This is a genomic window from Moorella glycerini, from assembly GCF_009735625.1.
In the GTDB taxonomy this organism is placed as follows: Bacteria; Bacillota; DSM-521; order Neomoorellales; family Neomoorellaceae; genus Neomoorella; species Neomoorella glycerini.
On record NZ_CP046244.1, the window covers coordinates 1,033,990 to 1,059,597 of the forward strand.

Annotated in this window: 26 protein-coding genes and 3 pseudogenes; 13 read left to right on the forward strand and 16 right to left on the reverse strand. The window is 53.9% G+C overall.

The genetic code is table 11. The features are described 5' to 3' along the window. Positions 1 to 180: 180 nt before the first annotated feature. From tnpA to MGLY_RS04980, 3 genes and pseudogenes are all read left to right on the forward strand, one after another. A pseudogene (gene tnpA / locus MGLY_RS04970) lies at positions 181 to 503 on the forward strand (IS200/IS605 family transposase). Then, on the forward strand, positions 500 to 1,759 hold the full coding sequence (locus tag MGLY_RS04975) for an RNA-guided endonuclease InsQ/TnpB family protein (RefSeq protein WP_156272270.1): 1,260 nt from the start codon (positions 500 to 502) through the stop codon (positions 1,757 to 1,759). Before tnpA ends, MGLY_RS04975 begins: the two are co-directional and overlap by 4 nt. A gap of 189 nt (positions 1,760 to 1,948) precedes the next feature. Further along, positions 1,949 to 2,387, forward strand: a pseudogene (locus tag MGLY_RS04980) (DUF815 domain-containing protein); the annotation flags it as partial. A 7-nt stretch (positions 2,388 to 2,394) separates the two neighbouring features. On the opposite strand, the gene MGLY_RS04985 reads toward MGLY_RS04980, so the two are convergent. From MGLY_RS04985 to MGLY_RS05035, 11 genes are all read right to left on the reverse strand, one after another. Continuing rightward, positions 2,395 to 2,922 carry a ribonuclease toxin HepT-like protein gene (locus MGLY_RS04985; protein WP_156272272.1) on the reverse strand — a complete coding sequence of 176 codons (528 nt, stop codon included), beginning with the start codon at positions 2,920 to 2,922 and terminating at the stop codon, positions 2,395 to 2,397. Next, positions 2,919 to 3,263: a nucleotidyltransferase family protein gene (locus MGLY_RS04990; RefSeq protein WP_156272274.1), complete on the reverse strand. Its 345-nt coding sequence runs from the start codon at positions 3,261 to 3,263 to the stop codon at positions 2,919 to 2,921. The genes MGLY_RS04985 and MGLY_RS04990 overlap by 4 nt, the downstream gene beginning before the upstream one ends. 98 nt (positions 3,264 to 3,361) lie before the next feature. Continuing rightward, positions 3,362 to 3,613: a permuted SH3 domain-containing protein gene (locus MGLY_RS04995; RefSeq protein WP_211662086.1), complete on the reverse strand. Its 252-nt coding sequence runs from the start codon at positions 3,611 to 3,613 to the stop codon at positions 3,362 to 3,364. 190 nt (positions 3,614 to 3,803) lie between these two features. Beyond that, on the reverse strand, positions 3,804 to 4,205 hold the full coding sequence (locus MGLY_RS05000) for a HEPN domain-containing protein (protein WP_156272276.1): 402 nt from the start codon (positions 4,203 to 4,205) through the stop codon (positions 3,804 to 3,806). Continuing rightward, the gene (locus tag MGLY_RS05005; RefSeq protein ID WP_170290925.1) at positions 4,195 to 4,500 is read right to left on the reverse strand and encodes a nucleotidyltransferase domain-containing protein; all 306 of its coding nucleotides are present in this window, start codon (positions 4,498 to 4,500) and stop codon (positions 4,195 to 4,197) included. Before MGLY_RS05005 ends, MGLY_RS05000 begins: the two co-directional genes overlap by 11 nt. A gap of 433 nt (positions 4,501 to 4,933) precedes the next feature. Next, positions 4,934 to 6,364, reverse strand: a complete 1,431-nt coding sequence (locus MGLY_RS05010) for an ISLre2 family transposase (RefSeq protein ID WP_156272057.1) — start codon at positions 6,362 to 6,364, stop codon at positions 4,934 to 4,936. 108 nt (positions 6,365 to 6,472) lie between these two features. Further along, positions 6,473 to 7,669, reverse strand: coding sequence for an efflux RND transporter periplasmic adaptor subunit (locus tag MGLY_RS05015; RefSeq protein ID WP_156272280.1), 1,197 nt, complete (start codon positions 7,667 to 7,669; stop codon positions 6,473 to 6,475). 34 nt (positions 7,670 to 7,703) lie between these two features. Continuing rightward, positions 7,704 to 8,399 (reverse strand): HlyD family secretion protein, encoded by a 696-nt coding sequence (locus MGLY_RS05020; RefSeq protein ID WP_156272282.1) that lies wholly within the window; start codon positions 8,397 to 8,399, stop codon positions 7,704 to 7,706. Positions 8,400 to 8,491: 92 nt separating this feature from the next. Next, positions 8,492 to 10,087, reverse strand: coding sequence for a DHA2 family efflux MFS transporter permease subunit (locus MGLY_RS05025; protein WP_156272284.1), 1,596 nt, complete (start codon positions 10,085 to 10,087; stop codon positions 8,492 to 8,494). After that, complete coding sequence (locus tag MGLY_RS05030; RefSeq protein ID WP_156272286.1) at positions 10,074 to 10,520, reverse strand: MarR family winged helix-turn-helix transcriptional regulator; 447 nt, start codon at positions 10,518 to 10,520, stop codon at positions 10,074 to 10,076. Before MGLY_RS05030 ends, MGLY_RS05025 begins: the two co-directional genes overlap by 14 nt. Positions 10,521 to 10,633: 113 nt before the next feature. Next, the gene (locus tag MGLY_RS05035; RefSeq protein ID WP_156272288.1) at positions 10,634 to 10,846 is read right to left on the reverse strand and encodes a DUF2283 domain-containing protein; all 213 of its coding nucleotides are present in this window, start codon (positions 10,844 to 10,846) and stop codon (positions 10,634 to 10,636) included. 252 nt (positions 10,847 to 11,098) lie between these two features. Between MGLY_RS05035 and MGLY_RS05040 the strand changes: the two genes are divergently transcribed. Continuing rightward, complete coding sequence (locus tag MGLY_RS05040) at positions 11,099 to 12,781, forward strand: IS1634 family transposase (RefSeq protein WP_422880108.1); 1,683 nt, start codon at positions 11,099 to 11,101, stop codon at positions 12,779 to 12,781. A 472-nt stretch (positions 12,782 to 13,253) separates the two neighbouring features. Here MGLY_RS05040 and MGLY_RS05045 read toward each other — a convergent pair. From MGLY_RS05045 to MGLY_RS05055, 3 genes and pseudogenes are all read right to left on the reverse strand, one after another. Then, a pseudogene (locus MGLY_RS05045) lies at positions 13,254 to 13,484 on the reverse strand (TolC family protein); the annotation flags it as partial. 113 nt (positions 13,485 to 13,597) lie between these two features. Further along, positions 13,598 to 14,698: a TolC family protein gene (locus MGLY_RS05050; RefSeq protein ID WP_156272292.1), complete on the reverse strand. Its 1,101-nt coding sequence runs from the start codon at positions 14,696 to 14,698 to the stop codon at positions 13,598 to 13,600. Between the two features lie 139 nt (positions 14,699 to 14,837). Continuing rightward, positions 14,838 to 17,009, reverse strand: a complete 2,172-nt coding sequence (locus MGLY_RS05055; RefSeq protein WP_156272294.1) for a copper amine oxidase N-terminal domain-containing protein — start codon at positions 17,007 to 17,009, stop codon at positions 14,838 to 14,840. Between the two features lie 529 nt (positions 17,010 to 17,538). Here MGLY_RS05055 and MGLY_RS05060 point away from each other — a divergent pair. The 3 genes from MGLY_RS05060 to MGLY_RS18435 all read left to right on the forward strand — a co-directional run bounded on the left by MGLY_RS05060 (position 17,539) and on the right by MGLY_RS18435 (position 19,889). After that, positions 17,539 to 18,132, forward strand: a complete 594-nt coding sequence (locus MGLY_RS05060) for a sigma-70 family RNA polymerase sigma factor (protein ID WP_156272296.1) — start codon at positions 17,539 to 17,541, stop codon at positions 18,130 to 18,132. 11 nt (positions 18,133 to 18,143) lie between these two features. Continuing rightward, complete coding sequence (locus MGLY_RS05065) at positions 18,144 to 19,208, forward strand: zf-HC2 domain-containing protein (protein WP_156272298.1); 1,065 nt, start codon at positions 18,144 to 18,146, stop codon at positions 19,206 to 19,208. A 552-nt stretch (positions 19,209 to 19,760) separates the two neighbouring features. After that, the gene (locus MGLY_RS18435; RefSeq protein ID WP_277997894.1) at positions 19,761 to 19,889 is read left to right on the forward strand and encodes a hypothetical protein; all 129 of its coding nucleotides are present in this window, start codon (positions 19,761 to 19,763) and stop codon (positions 19,887 to 19,889) included. Positions 19,890 to 19,913: 24 nt separating this feature from the next. Here the strand turns inward: MGLY_RS18435 and MGLY_RS05070 are convergent, their stop codons facing one another. After that, positions 19,914 to 20,324, reverse strand: coding sequence for a helix-turn-helix domain-containing protein (locus MGLY_RS05070; RefSeq protein WP_156272300.1), 411 nt, complete (start codon positions 20,322 to 20,324; stop codon positions 19,914 to 19,916). Between the two features lie 274 nt (positions 20,325 to 20,598). Between MGLY_RS05070 and MGLY_RS05075 the strand changes: the two genes are divergently transcribed. Beyond that, positions 20,599 to 20,778: a hypothetical protein gene (locus MGLY_RS05075; RefSeq protein ID WP_156272302.1), complete on the forward strand. Its 180-nt coding sequence runs from the start codon at positions 20,599 to 20,601 to the stop codon at positions 20,776 to 20,778. A gap of 214 nt (positions 20,779 to 20,992) precedes the next feature. Here MGLY_RS05075 and MGLY_RS05080 read toward each other — a convergent pair whose 3' ends face one another. Next, complete coding sequence (locus MGLY_RS05080) at positions 20,993 to 21,529, reverse strand: hypothetical protein (protein ID WP_156272304.1); 537 nt, start codon at positions 21,527 to 21,529, stop codon at positions 20,993 to 20,995. A 278-nt stretch (positions 21,530 to 21,807) separates the two neighbouring features. On the opposite strand from MGLY_RS05080, the gene MGLY_RS05085 reads away from it, so the two are divergent. The 5 genes from MGLY_RS05085 (at position 21,808) to MGLY_RS05105 (ending at position 25,599) form a co-directional block, all read left to right on the forward strand. Next, on the forward strand, positions 21,808 to 22,014 hold the full coding sequence (locus MGLY_RS05085) for a helix-turn-helix domain-containing protein (RefSeq protein ID WP_156272306.1): 207 nt from the start codon (positions 21,808 to 21,810) through the stop codon (positions 22,012 to 22,014). A gap of 14 nt (positions 22,015 to 22,028) precedes the next feature. Then, positions 22,029 to 22,295 (forward strand): hypothetical protein, encoded by a 267-nt coding sequence (locus MGLY_RS05090; RefSeq protein WP_156272308.1) that lies wholly within the window; start codon positions 22,029 to 22,031, stop codon positions 22,293 to 22,295. 151 nt (positions 22,296 to 22,446) lie between these two features. Next, a complete protein-coding gene (locus MGLY_RS05095) occupies positions 22,447 to 22,656 on the forward strand; it encodes a hypothetical protein (protein ID WP_156272310.1) in 210 nt (69 codons plus the stop codon). Between the two features lie 28 nt (positions 22,657 to 22,684). Continuing rightward, the gene (locus MGLY_RS05100) at positions 22,685 to 24,589 is read left to right on the forward strand and encodes a Mu transposase C-terminal domain-containing protein (protein ID WP_156272312.1); all 1,905 of its coding nucleotides are present in this window, start codon (positions 22,685 to 22,687) and stop codon (positions 24,587 to 24,589) included. Beyond that, positions 24,586 to 25,599 (forward strand): AAA family ATPase, encoded by a 1,014-nt coding sequence (locus MGLY_RS05105; RefSeq protein WP_156272314.1) that lies wholly within the window; start codon positions 24,586 to 24,588, stop codon positions 25,597 to 25,599. The genes MGLY_RS05100 and MGLY_RS05105 overlap by 4 nt, the downstream gene beginning before the upstream one ends. Positions 25,600 to 25,608: the final 9 nt, after the last annotated feature.

Sequence of the window (25,608 nt, forward strand, 5' to 3'; positions counted from 1 at the left end):
CTGCCGAAAAAATCCTTAAGCGCAAAAAATCCTTGCTTTAAGCCGGAAATTGTAGTGTAATTTTTATAAAAATCCGCCCCTGAAAACCTACCCCCTTGTGGGGTAGGATGAAGGGGGCGCATGTGATCGTTAAAATTAAACATATCGACCAAACCCCTGTTCTTATGGTAAAATAAAGCCATGGAAAGAAAAATTAACCATTGCGTGTACAACATCAACTACCATATCGTTTTTTGCCCCAAATACCGCCATAGAGTATTAAGGATGATGTCGCCAAACCTCCGCCAACTGTGGCCCCAACGGAGATCGTCAAGCGGCTCAAAAGCATCACCGCCAACAGGATATTCGCCGCCTTTCTCGCCTTGAAAAAGAGATACTTCTGGGGCAGCGGCCTCTGGAGGAGGGGCTACTATATCGGTACTACCGGCAATGTCAGCGCCGAAACCATCCGCAGGCACATTGAAGCCCAAAAGTCTCGCCCGAAGGGGGGTGAAAAAAGATGAGCCAGTTAAAACGCAATACCGCAGTTAAAAAAGGCAGGAATCAAACGCAAGGTGACGTGCTGGCAGAAAAGATCCCACTGCATTTTAAACCTCATGAGGAAGAAATGGCCAGGGACATCCAGAGAGAATCCGCCAGGGTCTGGAACACCGTCATGACCATCCACCGCTTATTCTGGTTCAAATACGGCGTCTGGATAGATGAAGCCATGATGAAAGAGTTCCTTAAAGGAAGGTTCAACGTCCATTCTCAGGACGTGCAGGCCATTATTGAGACCTACTACGAATGCTGGGAAAGGACGAGGAAGCTTCACGAAGAAGGGCATACAGAGTGGCGCTATCCCTGGCGGCTAAAGCGTTTTTTCACCTCCACGTGGAAAGTGACCGGCATCACCGTAGAGGACGGATACTTAAGGCTGTCCAACGGCTGGAGGAAACCGCCGCTCAAGGTAAAACTGCCTGAAAGGCTGAATGGGTTGGCAATCAAGCAGGTCCAGCTCGTCTGGCGCCGCAACGGCTACTGGCTGCATGTAGCGGTAGTCAAGCCCGCCCTGGAGAAAGTACAGGGGGATGCCGTAGCAGCCATAGACCCGGGCGAGGTGCACGCCTTAACCCTGACTGACGGGCAAGAGGCCCTGGTCATCAACGGCCGGCATTTGCGTTCCCTGCGCCGCCTGCGCAACAAAACCTTGAGGAAATTCCAGAAGGCCATTTCCCGCACTAAAAAAGGCTCCAACCGCCGCAGGAAACTCCTGGCGGCCAAGTACCGCTTTTTAAATTGGATTGGAGCTCAAATATCTCACGCCGAACATGCCGTCACGAAAATGGCGGTAGACTGGTGCCTGGAACGCGGGATAAAGAAGGTCTACATCGGCGACCCCCAGGGTGTAAGGGAACGGGACTGCGGCCGGCACCACAACCAGCGGATGGGCCAGTGGAGCTTCGGCCGGCTGCGGGATCTCCTGGAATATAAACTCAAGCGGCACGGCATCACTCTGGAGAAAATCGAAGAACGAGGTACTTCCGGCACCTGCCCGCTATGCGGCAAATATACGAAGCAGGCCGGCCGCATTTACCGGTGCGGTGACAGGGAGTGTGGCTTCGGCGAGGTTCACCGCGACGTGATAGGCGCTGCGGGAATACTGGACTTAGCCGTAAATGGCCGGTTCACACTTGGCCGTAAGTTGCCGGAGATGGTGTCTTATGCACGGCCTGTGGTGTTGGCTCCAGGGCAGGGCCATAATATAAAAGCCGCATAAAGACGTATCTACGTTGAGTAGTAGTTGCCTATGGACCGGGCCATCCAACATCCGGGGCTAATCTGGGTGTCTGGATGTAGCGCATTGAGGGGGAGTAAGACCTGTCTTCCGGCAGGCGTCTCCTTATGAGGTGCTGAGGACCGTCCGGGAAAACCCGGCTATTTTAAGAAGCCGCCGGGCTTGTCCCGGCGGAGGTTCACCATCTTCATCGACGACCTTTCCCTTTGAAGAGGACGAGGTGGAATATAAAGAGCTGAAGGGCCTGCTGGAAGGGAGCCTGCAGGTACGGCCGGCCAACGTCCTGGTTTACGCTACCTCCAATCGCCGCCACCTGGTGAAGGAATTCTTCGCCGACCGCGCGCCGAATGCTGGCGGCGAGGTGCGTCTGCAGGACACCGTCCAGGAGAAGCTCTCCCTGGCGGAGCGCTTCGGCCTTACCGTCATCTTCCCCAGCCCGGACCAGGAGCAGTACCTGGCCATTGTAGGCGAGCTGGCCCGCAAAGCCGGCCTGCAAATGGAACCGGCCGAGCTGCGCCGCCGCGCCCTGCAGTGGGCCCTCTACCATAACGGTGCCAGCGGCCGCACCGCCCGGCAGTTCGTCGACTACCTCCGGGGAGAGCTGGAATAAGAATTGGTTATACCTCGCTGCTACTGTCAAGCCCGAGGATCCGGCGCATTCTAAGGATAAAAAGATGCAGGTCCTTCTTAAAATCACCGGCCAGCTCCGGCAATCCCTCCAGGAGCTGGCGAATTTTTGCCGGGTCCAGGCTAAAACCATAAATGTTACGGAAAACGTGCCTGAAAGCCCGGAGTTCATCCAGGCTCCGGGCTGTCTTAGAAGCAAGTAACGCCGGGCGTAAGCCCGGCACTTCCAGGGTCATTTGATCCAACAACTCTTTATGCCATTGCTCGCCGGCAGGGACAGAACAGTCAATATCTCTGGATATAATTCTAAAAATCTTTTCTATAGCCGTGTAGTAGTCATGCAAGATGGAACCTATAATCCGCAGGGAGGCTTCATCGGTGAGGCTGAAACCCCCCAGGGAATCTGCCTGAATCCTGGGGAATAAATTATACCGCGCTAGTTCTCTTTCCAGCCTTTCCAGGTTGGCAACTTCTTTACGAATACGGGCTTCCAGCAGGAGGTATTTTTCAGGGATCAAATTTTCACCCCTTCCCGGGCAACTTCTTCCTGTAAAGATGGCAGGGCGTCCTCGGCGCACACGATGCTGACCTCAAAGGGCGCGGCCAGGCGCCCGGCCCGGGCCAGCATCTGCCAGTAGGGGCCTGTAAAGCCCTTGATATAAAGATCAATATCGGACCCTTGCCGGAAATCGCCCCGCGCCAGGGAACCATAGAGGATAACCTCCTGCGCGCCGTAAGTATCCCGCAAAAAGGAGGCCACCTGACGGGCCTTCAGCCAGGCCAGGGCCCGGCGCTTATCTAACTCTTCCTCGCGTTTCATGTCAAGAAGCCGCTTTAACCGGACAAATTCTTGTGTCATATTATTATCCCCTCCAGGGAAGCCCTGAAAGAGTGGCTTTTCTTTATTTTACATCCTATCATTAGCCAATTATCCAGTCAATCCTGCCCGTACTAACATTACTCCACCGTAACGGCCATGCCGTCCTGCAGCACGCCCACGTTGGTCACGGCCACCTGCTCGCCGTCCTGCAGGCCCTTAAGTACCATCACCTGCTCCTCGTTCTTCAGGCCCAGAACAACCGGCCGCCGCTCTACCGTACCGTTTTTAACCACAAAGACATAATCCTGGCCGCCGTCCGTACGCACGGCAGCAAGGGGCACAACTACGCCCTCCGGGGCCGCCAGTTTAAATACAGCCCGGGCCGTCATGCCGGCCTTCAGCTCGCCCGGGTTGGCCAGGCTGATCTCTACCGGGAAACGCTGTCCCGTAGCCGCCGCTCCCAGGGCCTGGGGGTTGATGGCGCTTGAAGTAGGGTAGATTCCAGTTCAGCCGGCCCAGGACCTGCCCGGCTTTAGCCTCATCGCCTTCCTGGACGGGATGGAAAATATGCTCAAATGTTTATTTTTCTTCATGCTGTTTGGTAAGGGATAAAGCCCATTGGTAAACTTCCTGGGCGAGAGAGACTGCCTGTTTGTATTCAGCTTCATCTATTGGTTCCCAGTCTCCCGGGTAACGGGTCGTTACAGCGTAATCAGTTAGTATTGCAGCTTCCTTAAGGCTTTCAGTAACTTGCCCTACCCCCGATTCTTCAATTAACTTTAAAAGGTATCCAATAGAATGTGTTTTTGGGATATCAATCTTAAAAAAGGCCATTATACCTTTAAGAGCTTTCTCGGCTGCTTGCTGGGCGTCAAAACAAAGATCTTCGTATAGAATATCAGGTGTTTGCCTGCCCAGTTTTGCCCTGGCGAGATTGCTTTTTGCTTTTTTTAACCACAGCCGCCATAATTCATCGCTCATAAACTACCAACCCTTTGGCAGCCTCAGCATAAACCAACCCCTGTGAAGTCTGGTACCTTTCTATTTTTTCCGGAGTATCTACAAGTATATCTACAGCCGCAGGAACATCGACCAGGTTTTTATAAAGCTGTTGAGCCAAAGCGCGGCGATTATTTATTCCGCTCTTCAGCACTAGGAGATCATAATCACTATTAAATCCTGCTTTCCCTTTACTTCTGGACCCAAAAAGGATTATCTTATCAGGATTTACTGCCTTCACTATTCTGTCTATTACATCTTTAAGGACTTCTTCCAAAAAAATTTCCTCCTCTAGTTTAAACTTTACGCGATAAAATTCCTGTATTCTTTATCTAGATGCTACCAAATTTCTAGCACAATAGTCAACCAAAAAATGTTAAAACGGCATTTTCTCCTTTGCATATCGCTGCTGCCTTCGAGACCGAAAATGCGGCGCATTCTTATGGTAAAAGAGTGGCTTTTCTTTATTTTACATCCTATCATTAGCCAATTATCCAGTCAATCCTGCCCGTACTAACAGTACGTGTCAAGATGTAGTAGGCAAAAAGAGACCTCACATAAAAATCCCATATATATCCAACACCTTTTCCGGCTCCGGAGTATTGTGCAGTAATTCTCTGCGCCTGTCAAGGTTAAAGCCTGCGGCCGCCTACGGCGACCTTGACAGGCTTCGCGAATTACTGCCTGCTCTAATTAAGCCGGAAAAGGGGTTAGAATATAGCTCCACTAATTCTTGTTAGTTGCCTCAAGGTATATTTAACCCAATCTGTTCCCGCCTCAGGGCCAACAAGGGCTGGTACTCTCTTCCTTAACCATGCTTCTACGTCTTCTTTAACTATCTTCTTTTCTTTTATTACTTTAACGGGATTCTTTTCTACTTGTGGCATCTTCTTTTCTAGCCATGCGGCTAATTCTCCATTGGCTTTGAGCATAAGTAATGCTACCATGGCCGTTGCTCCTGCTTCGCTCCAGCTCATTCCCCTCTTTTTCATGCGAATGGCTATTTTTTTGTCTACTGTTGTTTCGGCTACGCCCATCCCGTATAACTTTAGCCCTTCCAGTTGTCGTGGTAACCGCAAGCGGTAATCTAACAGGTTATCGCGATATCTTTGACAGTAGTCATATACTTTTTGGCGTTGTTGCTTGTTTTTGCGGTTCGGTGCTTCTTCTATGAGTGCTTCCATGGTGTCCAAAAAGACCTGCTCTTGACCTTTGGCTAAAATCTCCATTAATCCTCGCGCTGTTTCGTTCCCATAAGCCTGCCTTATATCCCGGTGGAGGTGGTAGCGGTCCAATTGTACAATGGCTCCTGGTAACTGTTCTTTGGCTGTCTTCTGGATCCAGCTGGCTCCGTCGCCATTGACCACATATATTGTTTTTTCGTCTATCTCGTAGTACCTGGCTATTTCCGTGGTGAGGGCTTCCCAAAATTGTTCTCCATCTTCATAGATGCCCATTACTACCCGCGGGTTCTTGAGATGCCGGGCATTCCCTTTTTCTATCCACCCTTCGTATACTATTCCTACTTTTACTTCTATCCGCTCTTGCTTGCTCCTTTGCAGGGGAATCATTATGCCATCGGCTTCGATAAATAGTGCCGGTACTTTTTTCTTTTTGCCTTGGGGCTCTTCCCCGCTCACGAATAGCTTGTTGCGCAGGGCTTCTTGCAGTCCTTTTTGTTCCAGTCCATTTCGTTTTACTTCGCTATGGATGGTCATATGGCTTAATTGGCCCATCCCTGCTTCGGCCATTATTTCCGCTGCCTGCCTGAAGGGTAACCGGGTTGCCAGCGATACGGCTAATTTGAGCAGTCTTCCTGTCAGGCGCTTTCCTTGGCGTAAGTTCAGGGCTTCGTCTAACAGAAACCTTCCCTCGCCTCTTTTCTTTTTGCGCGTCGCTTTGACATATAGTCGGCGCTTAAAGGTTATATCCCCGTACAGGCAGGTGATTGTGCGGTAGCGGAAGCCAGCTATCCTATATCTCTTGGGTTTTGCTGGCATAAGGGCATCATCCAGGGCTTCCAGTACGGCTACCAATAATCGCCTGGCTATTTGCAGGATAACTTCTTCTAGAGTGTTGAAATTCTCGATACCATCTAATAAACTAAAGATGGTAGCGGTACTGGTATTACCGTTTACCATAAAGAGACCTCACTCCTTTTACGGTGTTTTTCTTCTTGTGAGGTCTCTTTTCTCTTTTTTGCTCCTTTTTCCTCCTGCCTACTGTAATTTTACACTAACGTACTAACATTACTCCACCGTCACGGCCATGCCGTCCTGCAGCACGCCCACGTTGGTCACGGCCACCTGCTCGCCGGCCTCAAGGCCCTTAAGTACCATCACCTGCTCCTCGTTCTTCAGGCCCAGAACAACCGGCCGCCGCTCTACCTTACCGTTTTTGACGACAAAGACATAATCCTGGCCGCCATCCGTACGCACGGCAGCAAGGGGTACAACTACGCCCTCCGGGGCCGCCAGTTTAAATACGGCCCGGGCCGTCATGCCGGCCTTCAGCTCGCCCGGGTTGGCCAGGCTGATCTCCACCGGAAAACGCTGTCCCGTAGCCGCCGCCACCGGGCCCACCTGGGTCACCGTGCCGGTGAACTCCCTGCCCGGCAGGGCGTCCATGGTGACCGTCACCTTCTGCCCGCCGGCCAGCAGGGGGACCGCCTCCTGGCCAACCGTACCCTGCAGCTTCAACGTTGAAGTGTCGGCGATGGTCAGCAGGGGCAGGGGACTCGTCGGTGCGGCCATTTCGCCGGGATTAATGTTCCTGTTGGTGACAACGCCGGTGATGGGGCTGGTTATGACGGCGTTGCTCATATTCACTTTAATGGTGTTCACCGCCGCCTGGGCCTGGGCCAGGCCGGAGCCGGAGGCTATTTCATATTGTTTTTTGGCCACCTCGTACTGCTTTTTGGCAGCATCAAGGCCGTTTTTAGCCTGGTCCAGCTTGGTCCGGGCATCGTCCAGCTGGCTCTGGGAGGCTGCGCCGGCGTCCGCCAGGGCTTTAATGCGGTCGTAGTATTTCTGGGCGGCATCCAGGGCGACGCCGGCGTTGGCAATAGCCACCTGTGCCGTCTCCATGCCGATGCGGGCCTGTTCCGCCTGGTCTTGCACGCCGCGGACGGCCGCCTCGGCCTGCCGCAGCTGGGCCTGGAGTTCCTTGGTGTCGATTTCCACCAGGACCTGCCCGGCCTGCACCCGGTCGCCGACATCAGCCTTCACAGCCAGCACCTGCCCCGCCAGCTTGCTGACCACACTGGCCACCCGCACCGGCACCAGGGCGCCGCTTATTTCTACCGTAGCCGCCAGCTTCCCCCTGCCGGCGGCAGCGGCTTTTACCGTTACCCGGTCGCCGGCCCCGGCCCCGGCGCCGCAACCGGCGGCCAGGGCCAGGGTTCCCGCCGCCAGGAGGGCCACAACTTTCTTAATCAACTTCCTCATGGTCTGCTCCCCTCTTTGCCTTTCGCTCTGTGTTTTACCTGATATGGATACGCACCGTCGCGTTCATTCCCGGCATCAGTTTCACGTCGCCGGCATCCAGGAGCTGGATCTTCACCGGAACGACCTGGGTCACCTTGGTGTAGTTGCCGCTGGCGTTCTGCGCCGGCAGCAGGGAAAAGACAGACGTCGTCGCGCCGCTGATGCTGGCTACCCGGCCGCTAAAGGTCCGGCCGGGGTACGCGTCGATTTTTATGTCTACCACCTGGCCGGGCTTGACCTTTTCAATCACCGTTTCTTTGATGTTGGCGCTAATATACAGGTGGGCTGTGTCAGCAATAACGGCCAGGGGCGTACCGGGGGCGACCATTTCCCCGGCCACGGCCCTGGACTGGATCACCTGGCCGCCGACCGGTGCCGTTATTTCCGCCTTCTGGGCCAGCACCCCCGCCGTGCTCCCCAGGGCCTGGGGACTGACGGCGCTGGAGGTCAGCGCCGCTCCCAGGTCCTGGCGTCCCAGCACCTGGCCGGCTTTGACCATATCTCCTTCCTGCACCAGCCAGGCCAGCAGCTTGCCGGGGATTTCTGGGCTGACCGTCACCGTATCCGCCGCCACCCGGGCGTCGTCGGTGCTGGCATAGTTGACGGCCTGGTAGTGGTAGTAGTAGGCAATACCTCCCGCCCCGGCCAGGGCTAAAAGGAGTACCACTGTGATAATCATTCGCCTTTTCATTTATCCTACCTCTCCCTGACTCTATTTTCCTGATTGGTTGTGCCTTCCAGGCAGGGCCGGTTATTTAAAAATTACCCTGCCGCCCGTGGGCGTCATTCGCCGCCGAAGGTGGCCCTGGCAGCGCCCGAGCCTTTCTGCAGGAAAAAGGCCGGGAGCAGCCCCACCAGGATGATCAGCGCGGCGATAATAAACACGTCGTCAATGGCCCGGACAAAAGCCGTCCTGGCGATAATCCCCTGCAGGTAGGCAGCCGCCAGGGTCCTGGCCTGGTCCCCCGCCGTGGACCCGCCGCCCAGCAGTAGACCCGCCTGCCGGAAAAACTCGCCGGCCGCCAGGCTGGACGCCGTGACCTCGTTAGCCAGGTGGGCGGCGTGCATGGCCGTGCGGTTGTTCAGGACGGTTGTCAGCACGGCAATGCCGAAGGAGGAGGAAACCCGGTTGATGATATTGGTAATGGCCGACGCGCGGCCCACCAGTTCGGCGGGGACAACCGACAGGGCCGCCGTCTGGCCCGGCATCATGGCCAGGGACATTCCCAGGCCGCGCAGGATGACCCACAGGTATAGGGTGGCAGTCGGGGTAATAACGTCAAGATGATGGAAAATATAGGTGGTCCAGCCCAGCCAGAGCATACCCGCGACCGCCAGGGGCCGGGGTCCCAGGCGGTCGTACAGCCAGCCCGTCAGGGGCATAACCAGCCCGGAGGCCAGGGCACCGGGCATGGTGATCAGGCCCGTCTCCATGGCCCCCAGGCCCCGGGCCACCTGTAAGAAAAAGGAGATGTAAAACACCCCGGCAAAAAGGCCGATGGAAGTAACGATAACAATGACGTTTCCCAGCGTAAAAGTGAGGTAACGGAAAACGCGCAGATCGAGGAGAGGATTTTCCTGGGTCAGCTCCAGGTATATAAACAGCCCCAGGGAAACCGCGCTGGTGTAAAAAAGCAGCACGATAGCTTCCGATGACCAGCCCCAGTCGCCGCCCTTGCTCAGGGCCAGCAGCAGGCAGAAAAGCCCCACGGCGGCCGTCACGGCACCGCCTATGTCCAGGCGGCCGGCTTCACGGCGGGGAAAGACCGGCAGGTAAAACCAGGAAAGGATGACCCCCAGGACCCCCACCGGCAGGTTGATGGTGAAAATCCAGCGCCAGTCCACGTACTCCACCAGGTAACCTCCCAGGGTAGGGCCAATGGCCGGGGCAACAATCATCGCCATGCCGAAAATGCCCATGGCGCTGCCCTGCTTTTCCCGCGGCACCAGGCGGTAGATGATGGACATGGTGGTGGGCATAATCATACCCCCGCCCAGGGCCTGGATCACCCGCGCCGCGATCATGGAATCGACGTTCCAGCTCAGGGTGCACAGGAGCGACCCCAGGGTAAAAACGCCCAGGGAAAGAATATAAAGCAGTTTAAAACCCAGTTTGTCACCCAGCCAGCCGCTCAAGGGAACAACCACACCCAGGGCGAGCATGTAAATAGTGACTACCCACTCAATGGTGGCGGTGTCGGTGTTGAAAACGCGCATCATGGTCGGCAGCGCCACGTTGACGATGCTGGAATCCAGGATGGCCATAAAGGCGCCGATAAGGGCCACCAGGACAGGGATGATCCAGCGCCCCTCACGGCTGCCCTCTCCACCCGGCAGGCCCGATACCACCTCTGTTCGTACCCTTTCATGCCCGGCCATGGCTTTCTCCTTCTTCCTGTTCCAGGTACCGGCAAAGCAGCTCTAAATCTGCCATTAAACGCCGGTAATAATCTTCCGGCACCGCTTTAAAAATATGCCGCAATTCCTCTTCCATAGCTTCAATTAACCGCCCCATCAACTCTGCCAGGGCGGGCGTGCCCCGCACCAGGACGCTGCGGCGGTCCCCCGGGTCCGGCACCCGCTCCAGGAGCCCGCGGGCCACCAGGCGGTCAAAGATGCCGGTAAAGGTGCTGGGCGGGATGCCAATGTGCCCGGCCAGCTCCGTCGCCCGCAAAGAACCCTTTTTATGCACCTTCCAGAGAACAAGGATCTCCGTCCCGGAAAAACCTTCCGCCTGGAACAGCGGCGCCAGCCGCCGCACTAGCCTCCGGTGCACGCGGCTTAAAAGTTCTAAAAGCCGGATCTCCTGCATTAACACCACCTGTTTTGAAACCGGATAATACGAATCCGAAGTAATAACGATAAAAATAATAGCACCTCCAAAGGTGCCTGTCAACTGCTGTTAAAATTTTGGTCAAAAGCAGGCTATATGGTAGCCGTCTTCGTTAGCTCTACCTCCACAGTTAAAGGGGGCTTTCCCAACTTTTTAGACGCATTAAGAATCTCCAGGCCTACCAGCTTGCCTTCTTCATCGATGTCCAACAATACACCCTGGGATATTTCTTCAGTTTCATAAATAGAGCTGTCATTAAAACGAATATATACGGCGTCAGCATCTGGATCATAACGAAACTTCATGATTTATCTCCTCCGCCCCATTTCCTTGTAAATCTTCTGGTAGATTAAAACATCCTGTCCTTGCGGTATTATTTGTTCCGGATTACCCGAGTTCGACAGTTGCTAGGCAAAAATGACTGCTTTCTAGATGAAGAGGCCTTATAAATCAAGGGTTTCCGGTTTCGGGAAAGCTCAAAAATCAAAAACTGCCTAGGCACACGATTTCGGAATTAAAGCTTGATAACGACATAGTACATGCGCTATAATATAGACATGTACATAAGAACTATTTCCCGCAAAAACAAGGACGGCTCTGTTGTCCGTTATATCCAGCTTGCCCACAACGTCTGGGACCCCAAGGCCGGCTACCCGAAAGCCAAAGTACTCTTCAACTTCGGCCGCGAAGAGGATGTAGACCGGGAAGCCCTGGTCCGCCTGGTAAAGAGTATTACGCGTTTTTTGGGACCGGAAGAGGCTTTACGCACCCAGGCAGAGTTAAACGGCAGCGCTCCCCTAACTTTTGTCTCCAGCCGGCCTATAGGTGGCGCCTGGGTGTTAAACGAGCTCTGGAACCAGCTGGGTATCAACCGCGTTTTAGCCGGGCTGCTGGCCAAACGTAAGTTCCAGGCGCCGGTAGAACGAGCCATCTTCGCTATGGTAGCCAACCGGGCTTTGAACCCGGCCAGTAAACTTAAGACCGAGGATTGGGTCAGCCACGATGTTTTCATTCCCGGCCTCCCGGACGTGCCGGTGCAAAACCTTTACCGAGCCATGGACTTCTTACTGGAGGCTGCTGAAGAACTGCAAAAGGATATCTTCTTCTCCGTGGCCCACCTCTTCAACCTGGAAGTCGATCTCCTGTACTTCGATACCACCTCCACCTACTTTGAAGTGGAAGAGGAGGATAATCCGGAGGACCATAAGCAGCACCTTCGGCGTAAAGGCAACTCCAAGGACCACCGGCCGGATTTACCCCAGGTGGTAATCGGCCTGGCTGTCACCAGGGAGGGCCTGCCGGTACGCTGCTGGGTCTGGCCGGGTAACACCGCCGACATGGCGGTAATCGAGCAAGTCAAAAAGGACCTGGTGGGCTGGCAACTGGGCCGGGTCATCACTGTTGTCGACCGCGGTTTTGCTTCGGAAGACAACCTTCGTTACCTCCAGCGCGCCGGCGGCCACTACATTGCCGGCGAAAAGATGCGCAGCGGCAAGGATACGGTGGCAGAGGCCCTGGCCCGGCCGGGCCGCTACAAAACTGTCAAGGATAACCTTGAAGTTAAAGAAGTTATCGTCGGCGACGGCGAAAAAAGGGTACGATATATCCTGGTACGTAACCCTAAAGAAGCAGAAAAAGACAGACTGGAGCGGGAGAAAATCCTGGCCCGCCTCAAGGAAGAATTAGCGGCCATTGGGGACCTCAAAGGCGAACCCCATACTAAAGCCTGCTGCCAGCTCATTGCCCATCCCACTTATGGCCGCTATCTCAAGACCGACAAGAAGGGACAACCCTATATCGATGCGGCCAGGGTGAAAGCTGAAGAGAAGCTGGACGGCAAATACCTTTTAAGAACCTCGGACGATACCATAAGTGCTGAAGACGTGGCCCTCGGCTACAAGCAACTGCTTGAGGTAGAGGATGCCTTCCGCACCATGAAGCAGTCCTTAGAGCTGCGGCCGGTCTATCATCGCCTGAGCGACCGCATCCATGCTCACGTCCTCCTGTGCTGGCTGGGACTGCTCCTAATCCGGGTAGCTGAAACGAAAGTGCAGGATAGCTGGCGGAACATCCGCCAGACCCTGGAACGCATGCACCTGGGCGAATTTGTTGGTCCTGAGGGCAGGGTACTCCAAAGGACGGAAACAACCCCGCCACAGCAGCATATCTTCAAGACCCTTGGGATAAAGGAACCGCCGCAAATAATCGCGGTCGAAACAAAGGCCAGAAAGGGTCCCTAGTAACACGCGCCCAAAAAGCCGATCCCTGAAACCCTTGCGCAACAAGCTGTTGCGCTTATTATTCACCTAGCAACTGTCGAACTCGGGGATTACGTACTGTCTCATTTACCAGCTGTTTAGGGAGTTTCCTTTCTATTAGCTGCTTTTCAGCATGGAAGGTAAATCTAAGCTTCAAGGTTTCCTTCCTCCTGACTGCCGCAGAAGAAGTCTTCGCCGCCTGGTACGCACCTCAAGGATGGCGCTCTCGATGCCATCCTGTCCAAGTAGCTCAATAAGACAGCTTTAATAAGGTTCACCTCAAGCTCAATCTTAATGTTGAAATGCATAACTGTCAAGAATTTCGGGCCCCTCCCAGCAGGAAATGGCGCCCGGAAACAGTGAGCCTTAAAAATAAAACCGGTAGCTTTTAGCTATCGGTTTCTTGTTAACACGAAAATAGTCCTTTCCAATTTTCATTATTTGTTGTTCCCATTTAATTCCCTGTTCCCATGCCACTACTACCTGTTGCCACAGTTGCTGAACTACCGCCAGAAGCCGACCAGGCCCAGGGCTGCCAGAAGGCTTTTACCGCCAGCTCGTGCTGGATAGTGATGCTCAGCAGTTGCTGCCGGGCCTGCGCCAGGGACGCCTCAGCTGCCAGCACGTCGGCCTGGGTACCAATGCCGACATCATAACGTAATTGGGCCAGGCGCAATACGCCTTCTGCCGAAGCAACCCCTTTTGGGCCGCTTCATAACCCGTTCCGGGGTTTTTAAGCTTTAAAAGTATGGCTTTTTATTGTACAATAACTTATCTCGCTGCAAATAGTGACCTTTATCATCTAGTATTACTGCTTGAAACACCTGTTGAACCAGTATAATTATATGCCCACGGTTTCTCTAGGGCTAGTTTATAATAAGCATGATCTAAAGTTAACTGGAGCAACTTTTGCTGCGCATCTGCAAGATTCTTTTCTGCTTCATTGATGTCGCTTTTCGTTGCCATACCTATTTCATATTTAATTTTGGTTACCCTTAAATTTTCTTCTGCCAGGCGAAGGTTATTTTGAGCAGGAATATAATTTTCTTCCAAGGTTTTTACGCTATTATAAAGAGTGCGTACCAGTTCTTTTACTTGATCTTGGGCCATACCAGCTTGGAGCCTTGCGATTTCAATATCTTCATCGCTGGTATTTTCATCCCACCCCTTCAATCTTTCTTTCAATTGGGCATTTTCTATGGCTGACATTACGTTCGGGCTCTCATCTAGGGCCAGGGTTTGCTGGGAGGCTAAATCACCTTGAAATGGGCTAAAATCTATCTTATCAACAAGTACGGGTCTTGCATTCTCCGGGAGGCCGATAAGTAAATTGAGGGCCTTATACGTTTTATCCAGCTCGATCCTTGCTGCTGCCAGGGCCGCCCTGCCGACCGCCAGCTGGGTTTCCATCCCCATAAGGGCCTGCTTGCTAATTAAGCCATTGGTATAACTAAGCCGTGCATTACTGAGCTTTAAGGCATCATTTTCTACAGTTAAAGTAGCCAGTGAAACCTGAGCCTCTTTTTTTAAAACATCATAATAGGCCTTATGAGTTGCCAGAATAACACTATCTTTTACTGCTGCCTGCTTTTTCCTGGCTACTTCATAGCCCATCTTGCTCTGCTCCCTGGCGACATAAAGAGGTTCTACGCCGGGAGTATAGTCGGTAGCCCAGTTTGGACTAAACCTGGCCAGGGCATAGGCAGCATCATCCTTTAATTCCTCGCTTTTTTGCAATTCAAGCTCGCTTATTTTTAAACTGTCACTATGCAGCAAGGCTTTCTTGATTGCTTCTTCGAGGGTTAATTCCATCTCGTTATTTTCTTCGGCCCTAGCAGGCATTACCATCAACATCAAGAACAAGAAAACCACCATAACAATTGTTGGCAGCCGCCGCATTATCCCACTCCTTATACTTCTTGAATCAAACCTGCTGTTAAAGTCTCCCCTTTGTATAATCTGTATCAATATTTAGACAACCCATAGAAAGAAGCTGAGCCCGGGTTTTAACCCGGGCTCAGCAAATTTGGTTGGTTACTTATTCCAGATTCATGGTCACGGTCTGGGTGGCGTCGTCATAGCCGACGCTGGCGCCCAGGGCCTGGGCGATGAACCGGAAGGGCAGCATGGTGCGGCCACTGGCAACCTCAGGAGCAACGTCCATGGTCAGGCTGATGCCGTTGACCTTCAGCACGTTGCTGCCGATGGTCATCTGGACGGCAGTAGTACCCTTCAGCACGGTCACGGTCTGGGTGGCGTCATCCCAGAAGATGTTCTCCGGATCCACACCCAGGGCGTAGGCGACGTAGCGGACAGGCAGGTAGGTCCGGCCGTCTTTTACGTAGGCGGCTACGTCCATGGTGTACTCGGTGCCGTTGACGGTGTAAGTGCTGCTGCCGATGACGAAGGAGGCTGAACGTTTGGTTGCAGAAACCCCCGAAGCGTTCGTCACAGTAGCTACAGTGCTGGTACTACCGCCAGCTTTTGTCAAGAAAGTACCACTAATTTCCACTGTAACGTCCTTAGCTAGGAAGCGGGAATCGACGTCGTAAGCAATGTCTTTAATCTCAATAACGTCAGCCTTAACAGTGCTGAATTTGGTTCCCCATGTAGCAGCTGCAACCTCAGCAACGTTTGTCCCTTTAGGCGTAGCTACCCACGTAACAGTGACTTTTTCACCATTGATGTAAAGGGTCGGGTTTTTAGAGAAATAGATACCATTGGGTAATGTCAGCTTCAGGGTTCCATTAGTGTTAAAGAGATTTTTCCCTGCTTCGGTAATCTTGATATCACCAGCAACCTGATCAAGACTATTTACGTTTACGTTCTTCTTATCGGCCTCAAAGGTGGCAACGGGGATAACCTTGCCCAATACAACCTCACCGTTCGGACCGGCGGTACCGCTAATCTCCACAACGATGTCGCCAGAAGCATTCGCATCAATATTGACGGTGGGCAGGTGAGTAGAACCATCAAAGGTAACGGGATCAGTAATATTAGTTGGATTAGTCACACTAAACCAGATGCTCCGGTCATCGTTATAACGAGTTCCAGCGGCAAAACCAGCAGGAGCAGCAGGTGGGTTACTGGTCCATTTAGCGTTTTTCAGTGTAAAAACAAGGCTGCCATTGTTGCTAAAGGCACCGGCAAAGTTCTGATCGATCTTAATATCACCCAAGATAACGCCAGCTTGGCCGGGTACACCTTCACGGTCCTTAGTATCCTCTGCGGTTATGGTAAATTCACCTACAGTCGTAGTCGCAACCACCAAATCGGTATCGCTCAGCTTAGAATTTGAGCTAGCAACGGTGATTACGATATCGCCTGAAACACCGGGAGATACATTAAGATAACCGGCAGAATCAAGATCAAACGTCAGCTTCCCACCGATACCTGAAGACGGACTGGTGACAGTGTAAGTAAGGGTTTTGTCATCGGTACGCGTTGCGGGACCCACGGCAAGACCCGCGGTGCCAGAAGCCGTTGGGTATGGGCCAGGAGCAGCAACCCAGGTCACGCCCGGGGTAGCAATTGTTAAGGTGATTGTGTCAGGGGTAGTTGAACTTAGAACGCCAGGTTGATTTTCCTCAATGGTAATATCGGCAACCTTAACGCCAAGACCTGCCCCGCTGATCTTCTTGGCACTGGCAGCAGTGGCAGTCAGCGCACCGGCTCCAATCCTAGCGATGACAAGAGTTTTACTCTCAGTCCAAACCTGGTTGCCATCCTCATCTAAAACCTGCAGCTTAACAGTTGCAGTTACATCACCGGTAGTACCCGACGTGATGTCTAAGTTTGGAACGTCAAAAACCAGTTGGGTTACAGCAGCAGTAGCATTGTAGACGGTAAACTGCACCGAATCACTGTCGGATGCGACATAAGTAATCGTGGCAGCTGGCGAAGTAGTGACGAGAGCTTGAACGGCAGCATTAGTGTTGGGTTCGCTGTTCCATTTCGCCCCGCTTGAAAGATCGACGGTTACATAGGTAGTACCTCCACCGGGTTTCTGACCATTAAATGTAATATTTTGATCGCCAGCAGCTATAGAAAACCACCCAGCCGGCTGATTAGAAGCATCGGTGATGATCGGATATGCGCTGCTGTACTTAAACGGATCTCCGGCAAACGCCGGTACTGCCATGGGAACCAACAACGTTACCATAACAGCCAAGGTTACTAAAATGGCCACAATTTTTTTCGATTTGCCCACTAATTATTTACCTCCTTGAAAATTTGGTTTTTCTTGGCCCGGGCGGCCAATCTTACCCGCTACTCCCCTCCTTCACTCTGGTTTCCCATACCTTGCTGCGATTTATTGCTGCGACTGGTGCTGCGATACAGGCAATTATGCCCGGATGAGGAATTTCCTGCGTGCCCGACCAGCATCCCTACTGGCTTGGACAGGTTTTCCTCACCCAACCAGTTTATTAGACACCGCACCGCGGTAAAAAGTTCCCAGGGCCCGTAAAAAATTTTAAAAGGACATATGTAATATAAAGTATAATTTTAACGGAACCCGCCAGTAAAACGCTCGCCTGAGATATTTGTTACTTTCTGCCAGGTTGCAGTATAGATGGCCCTGCGATATACTTAGTAATGATAGCATGAGGGCATTAAAGCATGATTTCGTCTTCTTATAGAAAATTTCCTTACGGATAACGTCCTTCACGGGAACTTTTTGGCTTTCCATATTGTCTAATAAGTGTCCGGGGAATACCGGGCCTCCAGGGGTGTTCTGCTTGAACCTTGGGAGTAAAAAGGCGCCGGGCAAAAAAAACGGTGCTGTTTCCTTTGAAGAACTGGTCCTGACCTATCAGGATAAGGTATATAACCTGAGCTACCAGCTGACGGGTAACCATAACGATGCCCAGGACCTGGCCCAGGAGGTCTTTGTTAAGGCCTACCTGGGGCTGGATAAATTCCGGTATGAGGCCGATATAGGTACGTGGTTACACCGCATCACCGTAAATTTATTTTTAAACCTGCGCCGGAAAATAGCCCGCCACCCGGCGGTTTCCCTGGACGCCCCTCTAGATACGGGGGAAGGGGAGGTTAGCCGGGAAGTAGCCGCCGCCGGGGGTGACCCCCAGGAGCTGGTGGAGGAGCTGGAGCTGCAGGGCCTTGTCCGGCGGGCCTTAAGGCAGCTGCCGGCGGAGTACCAGGCGGTGCTGGTGCTGCGGGAACTGCAGGGTTACAGCTATGAGGAAATCGCGTCCCTGCTGGGCTGCCCCCCGGGGACGGTGAAGTCGCGCCTGAACCGGGCGCGGCAGGCCATGAAAGAGAAAGTAATGCAGATGGCAGAGGAGAAGCCGCCTGAACACAGGCGGCCTTGAGGTGAGGGGTTATGCAGTGCCGTAACGCGCGGGAGTTCTTCTCGCCCTACCTGGACGGGGAGCTCTCCCCGGCGGAAAGAGAGGTTTTCCGGCAGCACCTGGGCGAATGCCCGGCCTGCTGCAAAGAATTAGAGCGTTGGCGGGATATTTCCCTGGCCCTGCAGGGAATGAAGGCGCCGGTGGCGACACCGCCGGGCTTCCTGGCGGCGGCCAACACCAGGCTGGCGGCCCGGCAGAGGACACGGCCCTGGCAGGGTATCCGGCGCTGGGTGGCTGCCGCTGCGGCCGTGGCGGTGCTGGCCGCCGGTTCCCTAAGCTACGCCGCCCGGGGGTTATGGCAGCACCTGCCTGCTCCTGTAGCCAGGGTGCAGCAGGGCGATGGCCAGCAGTTAGCTGTTGATAATCCCGATCCGGCCGCGAGGCCGCCGGCGTCAAATCTGCTGCCGGACAGCGGGCACAGCCAGCCGGTAAAGCCGGACGTCCAGCAGCCGGACAGCGGCAACCCGCCCGGTAAAAATCAGCTGCCGGTAACTGCGCCTGGCAATGGCGGGGGGCAGCCGGTGACACCGGACAGCGGTAAGCCGGGCCAGCAACCCACCCGGCTGGCCGGCGGGGAGCCATATACCGCCCGGGCCTTTTTAAGCGCCGGGCGCCAGGCGACCAGTACCATGATAAAAATTACCGTAGATGATATAAATGGGACCAAAGCAAAGGCTTTAAGTTTAGCCAGCAGCAGCGGCGCCGCTATTCAGGTCATCGCCGACCAGGACAACGGCCAGGTGAAGCGGGTAATTTACAAGTTCACCGTGGCAGAAAGCCAGGCCGCCGCCCTCGTGGCTGGATTGAGCCAGCTGGGCCAGGTGATCTCCAAAAATACCACCACCCAGGACCTGACGCAGCAGTTCAGCGCCACCCTGGAGCAGTACCAGGCCAAGGTGGCCCAGGTCAATGCCGCTGCCGACGCGGAGGAGAGGGCGAAGCTCACTAAAGAAGCTAAAGCCCTGGAACAACAGCTCAGTACCTGGGAAGAGGAAACGAAACAGCACACCATCATATTATGGCTGGAGACGAAATAAGGGACCGGAAGGTCCCTTATTTAATGGCTGCAGTTGTCTTGTATCACAGGATATGAGAAAAGAGGACAGGCGGGAATGGGCGGGTGAAAACGGGAAAAACCGGGATGGGACAAGGGTTTGAGGGATTTGGCGGGCGGCCTGGCGGTGAGGCGGGAATCTCACAAGGGATGAAAAAAGGCGGGAGAATAATGGCGGCGGAGCGGCGTGTAACGAAGGTATTGTACCGGCTGTTACTGGCCGTTACTAGAATGTGCAAAGGCAGGTTTTATCTGCGTTACAAAGGATTCAGGTTGTAATGATGGCACCCCGGAAAGGGGTGTTTTTTAGTGGTCGGCGGCGGCCTGGATGTCGCGAAAGCGAACTGGCGGATACTGACCGGAGGCGAAGCCAGCAAAGCCAGATATATCAAGGGATTAAAGGTATTTTGGGTGACCGGTAAGGGGTGAGTTTTGGCGACATTGGCGACACCTAAATTATGGTAAAAAGCGAATAAATATAACATAATGATGCATAAATATGCAACGAGATGATTAAAAATAGGGGCTGACCGGCATGGTGCTGGCCAGCCTTTTTATTGGTGGCGATCCAGCGGGCAAGTTTGGCGGCTTTGACATGCACCAAGACGTGGCCGCCGGTCTTTTAATTTTAAGGCCCCCTCTGTTTCCTGTAAATGCGGAATAAATTCCACAAACAACGCCAAAAAAATCAGGCGTATTCTTTACCTGCGGCCTGTTCGGAAGTCGATGTAGATAACCTTCCTTTTTTAGCCTGTTCAAAGTGGGTGTAGTTGACAAAATGAGCGACTTCCCGCTTCCCTTCTTCATCAAGCTCCCGGAACTTTTCAAGGATCTCCCGCTCAAGCGGCGACAGTTCTGCCTGCCTTTTTTCCCGGACCGGCACTTCTCCCGGCCCCGGCCCAGTGCCTTTCAGGAGCCAATCTGTTGAGATATTAAAATATCGGCTCGCGGATATAACCGTTTCAATCGAGGGCTTAAATTTATCCTTTTCAATGTCACTTAAAGTACCTTGAGATATACCGATTGCCTGGGCAAAGTTGACTTGGCTCATCTTCATCATTTTTCTAAGGTGCTTAAATCTCTTCCCAATAGATTCCAATAAACTTCCCCCCTTTCAAGATATCCGCTCACCTGATAATTTAGAAGAAAAAGTTATCCGCGAACCTGTTAATTAGGGTTGCAAATATCCGTTAGCGGATATATAATAGAGGCATCGGGAATTTATTCCACAACCAAATATAGCACCCCGCCGGGAATGGGACAAGGAAAACCGTTCCCCTGAAATTCATGAAAGGCCAAAGGAGCGGCGGTGCTAGCCGCGCCCCCGGTGGCAGCCGGGGACGCAGCACAAACAAGTAAAGGAGGTGGATAAAGTGAAAAACAGTCAAAGGCAGGGGCGGTTGCTAACACCCGAAGAACTCGCCCGAGAATTTAAAAGCTTCCTGGGTGGTTATGCCAACCTGGCGGCAACAGCGCCCGAAAAACCATTCCGCTGGAACCGGTCTATAGAATCCTGGTTTAAAAAGATGGCTGCTAATTATTACGGGGGCTAAGGTTGTAAATGTGGTCATGGCAAAACTCAAAAAGGTGGTGAACAACGTGAACGCCCGCAAATGCCGGTGGTGCAACACTTGGCCTTGCCCGTATCCCAGCGATGAGGACTTCAGGCGGCAAAGGGAGAAGGGCGGCCAGGAATGGCTTGAAACAAAGCCTTGCTGGAAACCGTTCCCCGAAAACATCGGGACCCTGCATGATGAGAACGGGCAACTACTCCGGACACCGGCGACTTAGATCTAAAATGCGGAACTGCCGGGGCTCTTCCCGGGAGGCCGAGTTCATCAGTTCTTTCAGGTATTCGTCCAGGAACTCGTCCTCGGAGCCTATCTCTTCAACAATGGCGGAATAAGGCAAGACGTTTTTGGAAGCGAACCTGGTCAAGGCATAACCGAGGAATTCCGGACAGACCAGGGTGGTACCGGCCACCTGGCCGCCGCGCAGGAGCGCGACGGTGATTACATTCCGGTCTTCGGGATCATCATGGTAGAGATCGGCCCGGTAAAGAAGCAGGGCTTCTTTGAGGGTCAGGGGCTGCAAGAGGGCTACCGGCACCCGGTCGGCGGCAAGAAAGTAACAGCGCCATTGCCCGGCCTGCTCAAGATCGGCGGCAACTATTTTAGCCAGGTAGTCATGGCGGCGGAGAACACCGACTGGCTGTGACTCCAGGCCCAGGCCGAGAGGAAATTCAGACTCAAACTGTTCGATTGCTTTCAAGTCCTGCGCTATTGTGCCAGGCGAAAAATTCATAGTGAGGTGACCTCCTTTGCAAATAATGGAAGTAACTCTTAGATATACGGAAGACGATCTCAAACGGCTGGTGGAAGGCCCGAGGATTAAGCGGGCGGACTGGGTTAAGTGCCTGCCTCTTGAACTTAGGTCCCATCTAACGCGGCTGTTGGAGCTGCAAAAAGTTGCCGCACAGGCATCACCTTCTTCCAAAGTGGTTTAAGGGAAATAATTCCACAAAGGCCGCGCAAAATCCTTTATTTTGTAACAGCCTGTCTCAACTTCGGGAGGTGGTGGATATGCGAAAAAGACAGCTGACCAGCTTTGGCGTGGCGGTGAAAAAAGCGCTTTTGGAAAAAAGAATATCGCAGAAGGAGTTTTGCCAGGTCTACAACATCCCGGAGAACAGGCTGTCGGAGATACTGTATGGAGACAGGCCGGGCAAGAAGTACCGGGAGAAGATCGCGGAAATCCTGGACATTGACCAAGAGCTGGTCGCTTCGTGAAAGGGGGTGGAACGGTGTTGGAACTCAAACGGGCCAAGGCGGAAATCAGCCAGGAGGATATCAAAAAGCAGCAGCTGGAGTTCCGGATCAGCGTGCTGAAGGACCTTTTGATGGAAAAGCTGGACCAGGCCAGGGCGCTGGAGAACGAGATCAAGGTCCTGGAGGCGAAGCGCCAGGCGCTCCTGGAAATCGGGGAGCTGGCGAACAAGGAGCTGGCCAAGCTCCTGGAAATCTGGTCGCAGGAGGGCGTAAAAGCGGAGGGCCACCCTGTAAGCGCTTAGGGCGGCCCTCCCGACAATACGACTACCAGCCCCATTATAGCATCTTCCGGGGCTGGTAGTCAAGGTTGACGGCGGGCGGGGGTTAGTTACTGTTTGTGGTAATCCAGGGGCATCCGCTTAAACTTTTCGACAAAACTGGGGTGAAACCTTTATGCAGGTGGTGCAGGAGCGAGTTTATAAAGCTATCGCTGACTTAATGAGGATGCCCGGTGAGCTGAACGCCCTGGAGAGGGCCTACCAGGACGAAGGTTATCACGTCGAGCGGGGCTTTGCCGGGACGGTCATTTTGAAGCTGGAAGACGGCGAGGTTCATTTTGTCCCCGGCGGGACTTTGATCAGGCAAATTGTTTTCAGGAATTAGGCAAAGTTTCTTGGGAAGGAGGGCAGAAATGGGCACCTGGCTTGCGGTTAAAGATGTGGCCGAACTACTGGATGTAACGGAAAGAACCGTACAACGGAAGATATCAAAGAAAGAGCTGGTAGCCAAGCGGAAGGGCAAGGGGTATCTGATAGATCTATCATCTTTGCCGCCGGAGGCCCAGCTTGAATATGCCAAACGCTTTCCCGAGGCGGAGGTGGTGTTTAAGGAGCGCAGGAGCCGCAACGGGCGCGAATATTCCCTGGCGGAAATCATGGACCTTTACGGGCAGGAGGCGGTGCAGGAAGCTCTGGAAAAGGTCAGGGTGGCGAAGGAAGCCCTGGAAGTAAAATACGACCTGGAGCGCACGGAAAAACTGGAGCGCCTGGCGCAGCAAAACGGTATCAGCTTAACCACCCTGTACCGCTGGATGGAGGCGTACGAGGAGGACAGTTTGATGGGTTTAATCAAGAAACCGCCCAAGAGCCGGGGCAAGCGGCATAGCTTGCCGGAGGAGGCGATCAAGTTTATTAAGGGGTTATACCTGCAGCCAATCAAACCCCAGGGCCAGTGGGTTTATGACCGGTATAAGGAGCGGGCCAGGGAAAAAGGCTGGCCGGTCGCCAGCCGGGCCACGGTCTACCGGGTATTGCAGGAATTGAGCGAGTCGGAGCTGGTGATGGGGCGCGAGGGACTGGAAGAGTGGCGAAAGAAAATAATGCCCAAGGCGACGCGCGATATTACAGTGCTGAAGACCTACGAGATCCTGGTGGGCGACCATCACACCTTCGACCTGTTTGTGGCCCACGGCGGGCGGGCGGTGAGGCCGGACCTGACGGCCTGGATGGACGCGAGATCCAGGGCCATCGTCGGCTGGTGCATCAGCCTGCAGGGCAATTCGGAAACAATCTCCCTGGCGCTGCGGCACGCGATGCTGCCGAAGGAGGACCCGGAGGTCCCGTTCTGCGGCATACCGGTGCTGGTATATATCGATAACGGCAAGGACTACCGCTCCAAGCGACTTACCGGCGGGATGAAAACGGCGCGGAAAGATTATTCCCTGGAGGCGCAGGGGGTGCTGGCCAACCTGAAGGTAGAAGCCACCTACTGCGAACCGTATTCACCCTGGGCCAAGGAGATCGAGCGCTGGTTCGAGACCTTGACCAACCAATTCACCAGGTACCTGCCTGGGTTTTGCGGCACCAAGCCGGAGGACAGGCCCCCTGGGTTCGACGAGAAGAAGCTCCTGGAACGGGGCGAGCTGCTAACCCTGCCGGAACTGGTTGTGCTTTTTGAGCAGTACCTGAAAAAATACCATACTACATACCACGCGACACTCAAAGACACACCGCTTAACGTCTACCTCTCGGTGGAGAAGGCGCGGGAAGGCGTGCCGCAGCCCGAAGCCCTGGACCTCTTGATGATGAAATACGACAATGCCGTGGTCCAGACCGACGGCATCCACCGGTTCAACCACGTTTACTGGCATGACGACCTGATTAATTTGATCAACCACAAAGTGACCATCAGGTTTGACCCCAACCGGATCGGCGAACTGTGGGTCTACTACCAGGGCGAGAAGGTCTGTGTGGCGGAAAACAAAGAGCTTTTATCCATGCACGCCAGCGAGGAAGACATCAAGAAATGGCGGCGGGTCCAGGCCCGCGCCAGAAAGGAGGTCCTGGCCCGCATCAATTCTTACGGCGTTTCTCAGGACGACCTGCGGGAGATCGTGGCCAGCACTTTCGAGGACGGCCCGGCCATCTTTACAGGCAGGTCCAGCTCTAAACCGGCTGCCGTGACAACCCTGACCGGCTTTGAAAAAGAAGCGCGGGAAGCCAAGAAAAGGCGGCGTAAGGAAGAAATCGGCGAGATGGGCCACAATTTCTTCAGGGAAAAAGGCTTAAAACTTCTCGGAGGAGGTAATCAAAGATGAGCGACAATTCGACTGCCATGGACAAGCACAACAAGGAGGAACTGCGGGAATTCTTTGCGGACCTGGTGGAAAACCAGGGCAAGCGCATCACCGACCTGGCTAAAAACATCGGCTACTCCCACACTATGCTTTCCCGGTTTATCAAAGACGGCTACTGCAGCAGCCAGTTCCTGGAGGCCGCTGCCCAGTTCCGGGCAAGTTACCTGGAGCAGGTTAAAAGCGTGGCTGAAGTGGCGGCGGGCGTGGAAGCCATCAAACGGCAGAGTATCGAATGGCGCGGCGAGTGGGACTACATCCCCACCAACGATGCGGTTGCCGTCCTGGGATTCGTTGACGAAGTATGGCGGCTGCACGAAATGGGTGCCATCCTGGGCCATCCGGGCACGGGAAAGACCAGGGGCGTCCAGGAATACTGCAAGATTAACCCCAAGGCGGTCTATGTGCGGGCCGACGTCACCATGTCTTCCAAGGAATTGTTGCTGGAGATTGGCGAGGCGCTGGGCGAGAATCTGAGTTACGGGTCCCGGCGCTCCATGATGCGGCGGATCATTAACCGGCTGCGGGAGGAGCCGCGCATCTTGATTATTGACGAGGCAGACCTCCTGGCCGCCGGTTACACGGTCAATAAGATGGAAATCCTGCGGAGCATTTACGATGAAACTAAACCCTACGGCAACGCCCTGCTCCTGGTGGGTATGCCCAGGCTGGAAGCCTTTTTGAAGAAAGGCCCCAGCCTCAAGGAAAACCTGTCCCAGTTCGACAGCCGCATGGGGCTGGTGCTGCGCATGGGGGGGCTGAAGCGGGAAGAAATTGAAGCCATCCTGGATAAGGTGAACTGCACGCCGGGGGCCAGGCAAATGCTGGTCAACATCATCATGAAGACATCCAAGGGCGGCATCCGGCAGCTTACCAAGATACTGGGCCGCTGCCTGGATCTGGCGCTGGAAAACGGCGACGGCGTTATTACAGATGAAATCGTGCGGGAAGCCACCCGGATGTTGATGCTCTAAGGGGGTGAA

What these genes read in the sequence shown, in the direction of transcription:
- MGLY_RS04975 (WP_156272270.1), top strand. Translation starts at nt 500, where the DNA reads ATGAGCCAGTTAAAACGCAATACCGCAGTTAAAAAAGGCAGGAATCAA.
- MGLY_RS04990 (WP_156272274.1), bottom strand. Translation starts at nt 3,263, where the DNA reads ATGACACAAGAATTTGTCCGGTTAAAGCGGCTTCTTGACATGAAACGC.
- MGLY_RS04995 (WP_211662086.1), bottom strand. Translation starts at nt 3,613, where the DNA reads ATGACGGCCCGGGCTGTATTTAAACTGGCGGCCCCGGAGGGCGTAGTT.
- MGLY_RS05000 (WP_156272276.1), bottom strand. Translation starts at nt 4,205, where the DNA reads ATGAGCGATGAATTATGGCGGCTGTGGTTAAAAAAAGCAAAAAGCAAT.
- MGLY_RS05010 (WP_156272057.1), bottom strand. Translation starts at nt 6,364, where the DNA reads ATGGTAAACGGTAATACCAGTACCGCTACCATCTTTAGTTTATTAGAT.
- MGLY_RS05015 (WP_156272280.1), bottom strand. Translation starts at nt 7,669, where the DNA reads ATGAGGAAGTTGATTAAGAAAGTTGTGGCCCTCCTGGCGGCGGGAACC.
- MGLY_RS05020 (WP_156272282.1), bottom strand. Translation starts at nt 8,399, where the DNA reads ATGAAAAGGCGAATGATTATCACAGTGGTACTCCTTTTAGCCCTGGCC.
- MGLY_RS05025 (WP_156272284.1), bottom strand. Translation starts at nt 10,087, where the DNA reads ATGGCCGGGCATGAAAGGGTACGAACAGAGGTGGTATCGGGCCTGCCG.
- MGLY_RS05030 (WP_156272286.1), bottom strand. Translation starts at nt 10,520, where the DNA reads ATGCAGGAGATCCGGCTTTTAGAACTTTTAAGCCGCGTGCACCGGAGG.
- MGLY_RS05035 (WP_156272288.1), bottom strand. Translation starts at nt 10,846, where the DNA reads ATGAAGTTTCGTTATGATCCAGATGCTGACGCCGTATATATTCGTTTT.
- MGLY_RS05040 (WP_422880108.1), top strand. Translation starts at nt 11,099, where the DNA reads ATGTACATAAGAACTATTTCCCGCAAAAACAAGGACGGCTCTGTTGTC.
- MGLY_RS05050 (WP_156272292.1), bottom strand. Translation starts at nt 14,698, where the DNA reads ATGCGGCGGCTGCCAACAATTGTTATGGTGGTTTTCTTGTTCTTGATG.
- MGLY_RS05065 (WP_156272298.1), top strand. Translation starts at nt 18,144, where the DNA reads ATGCAGTGCCGTAACGCGCGGGAGTTCTTCTCGCCCTACCTGGACGGG.
- MGLY_RS18435 (WP_277997894.1), top strand. Translation starts at nt 19,761, where the DNA reads ATGGTGCTGGCCAGCCTTTTTATTGGTGGCGATCCAGCGGGCAAGTTT.
- MGLY_RS05080 (WP_156272304.1), bottom strand. Translation starts at nt 21,529, where the DNA reads ATGAATTTTTCGCCTGGCACAATAGCGCAGGACTTGAAAGCAATCGAA.
- MGLY_RS05085 (WP_156272306.1), top strand. Translation starts at nt 21,808, where the DNA reads ATGCGAAAAAGACAGCTGACCAGCTTTGGCGTGGCGGTGAAAAAAGCG.
- MGLY_RS05095 (WP_156272310.1), top strand. Translation starts at nt 22,447, where the DNA reads ATGCAGGTGGTGCAGGAGCGAGTTTATAAAGCTATCGCTGACTTAATG.
- MGLY_RS05100 (WP_156272312.1), top strand. Translation starts at nt 22,685, where the DNA reads ATGGGCACCTGGCTTGCGGTTAAAGATGTGGCCGAACTACTGGATGTA.
- MGLY_RS05105 (WP_156272314.1), top strand. Translation starts at nt 24,586, where the DNA reads ATGAGCGACAATTCGACTGCCATGGACAAGCACAACAAGGAGGAACTG.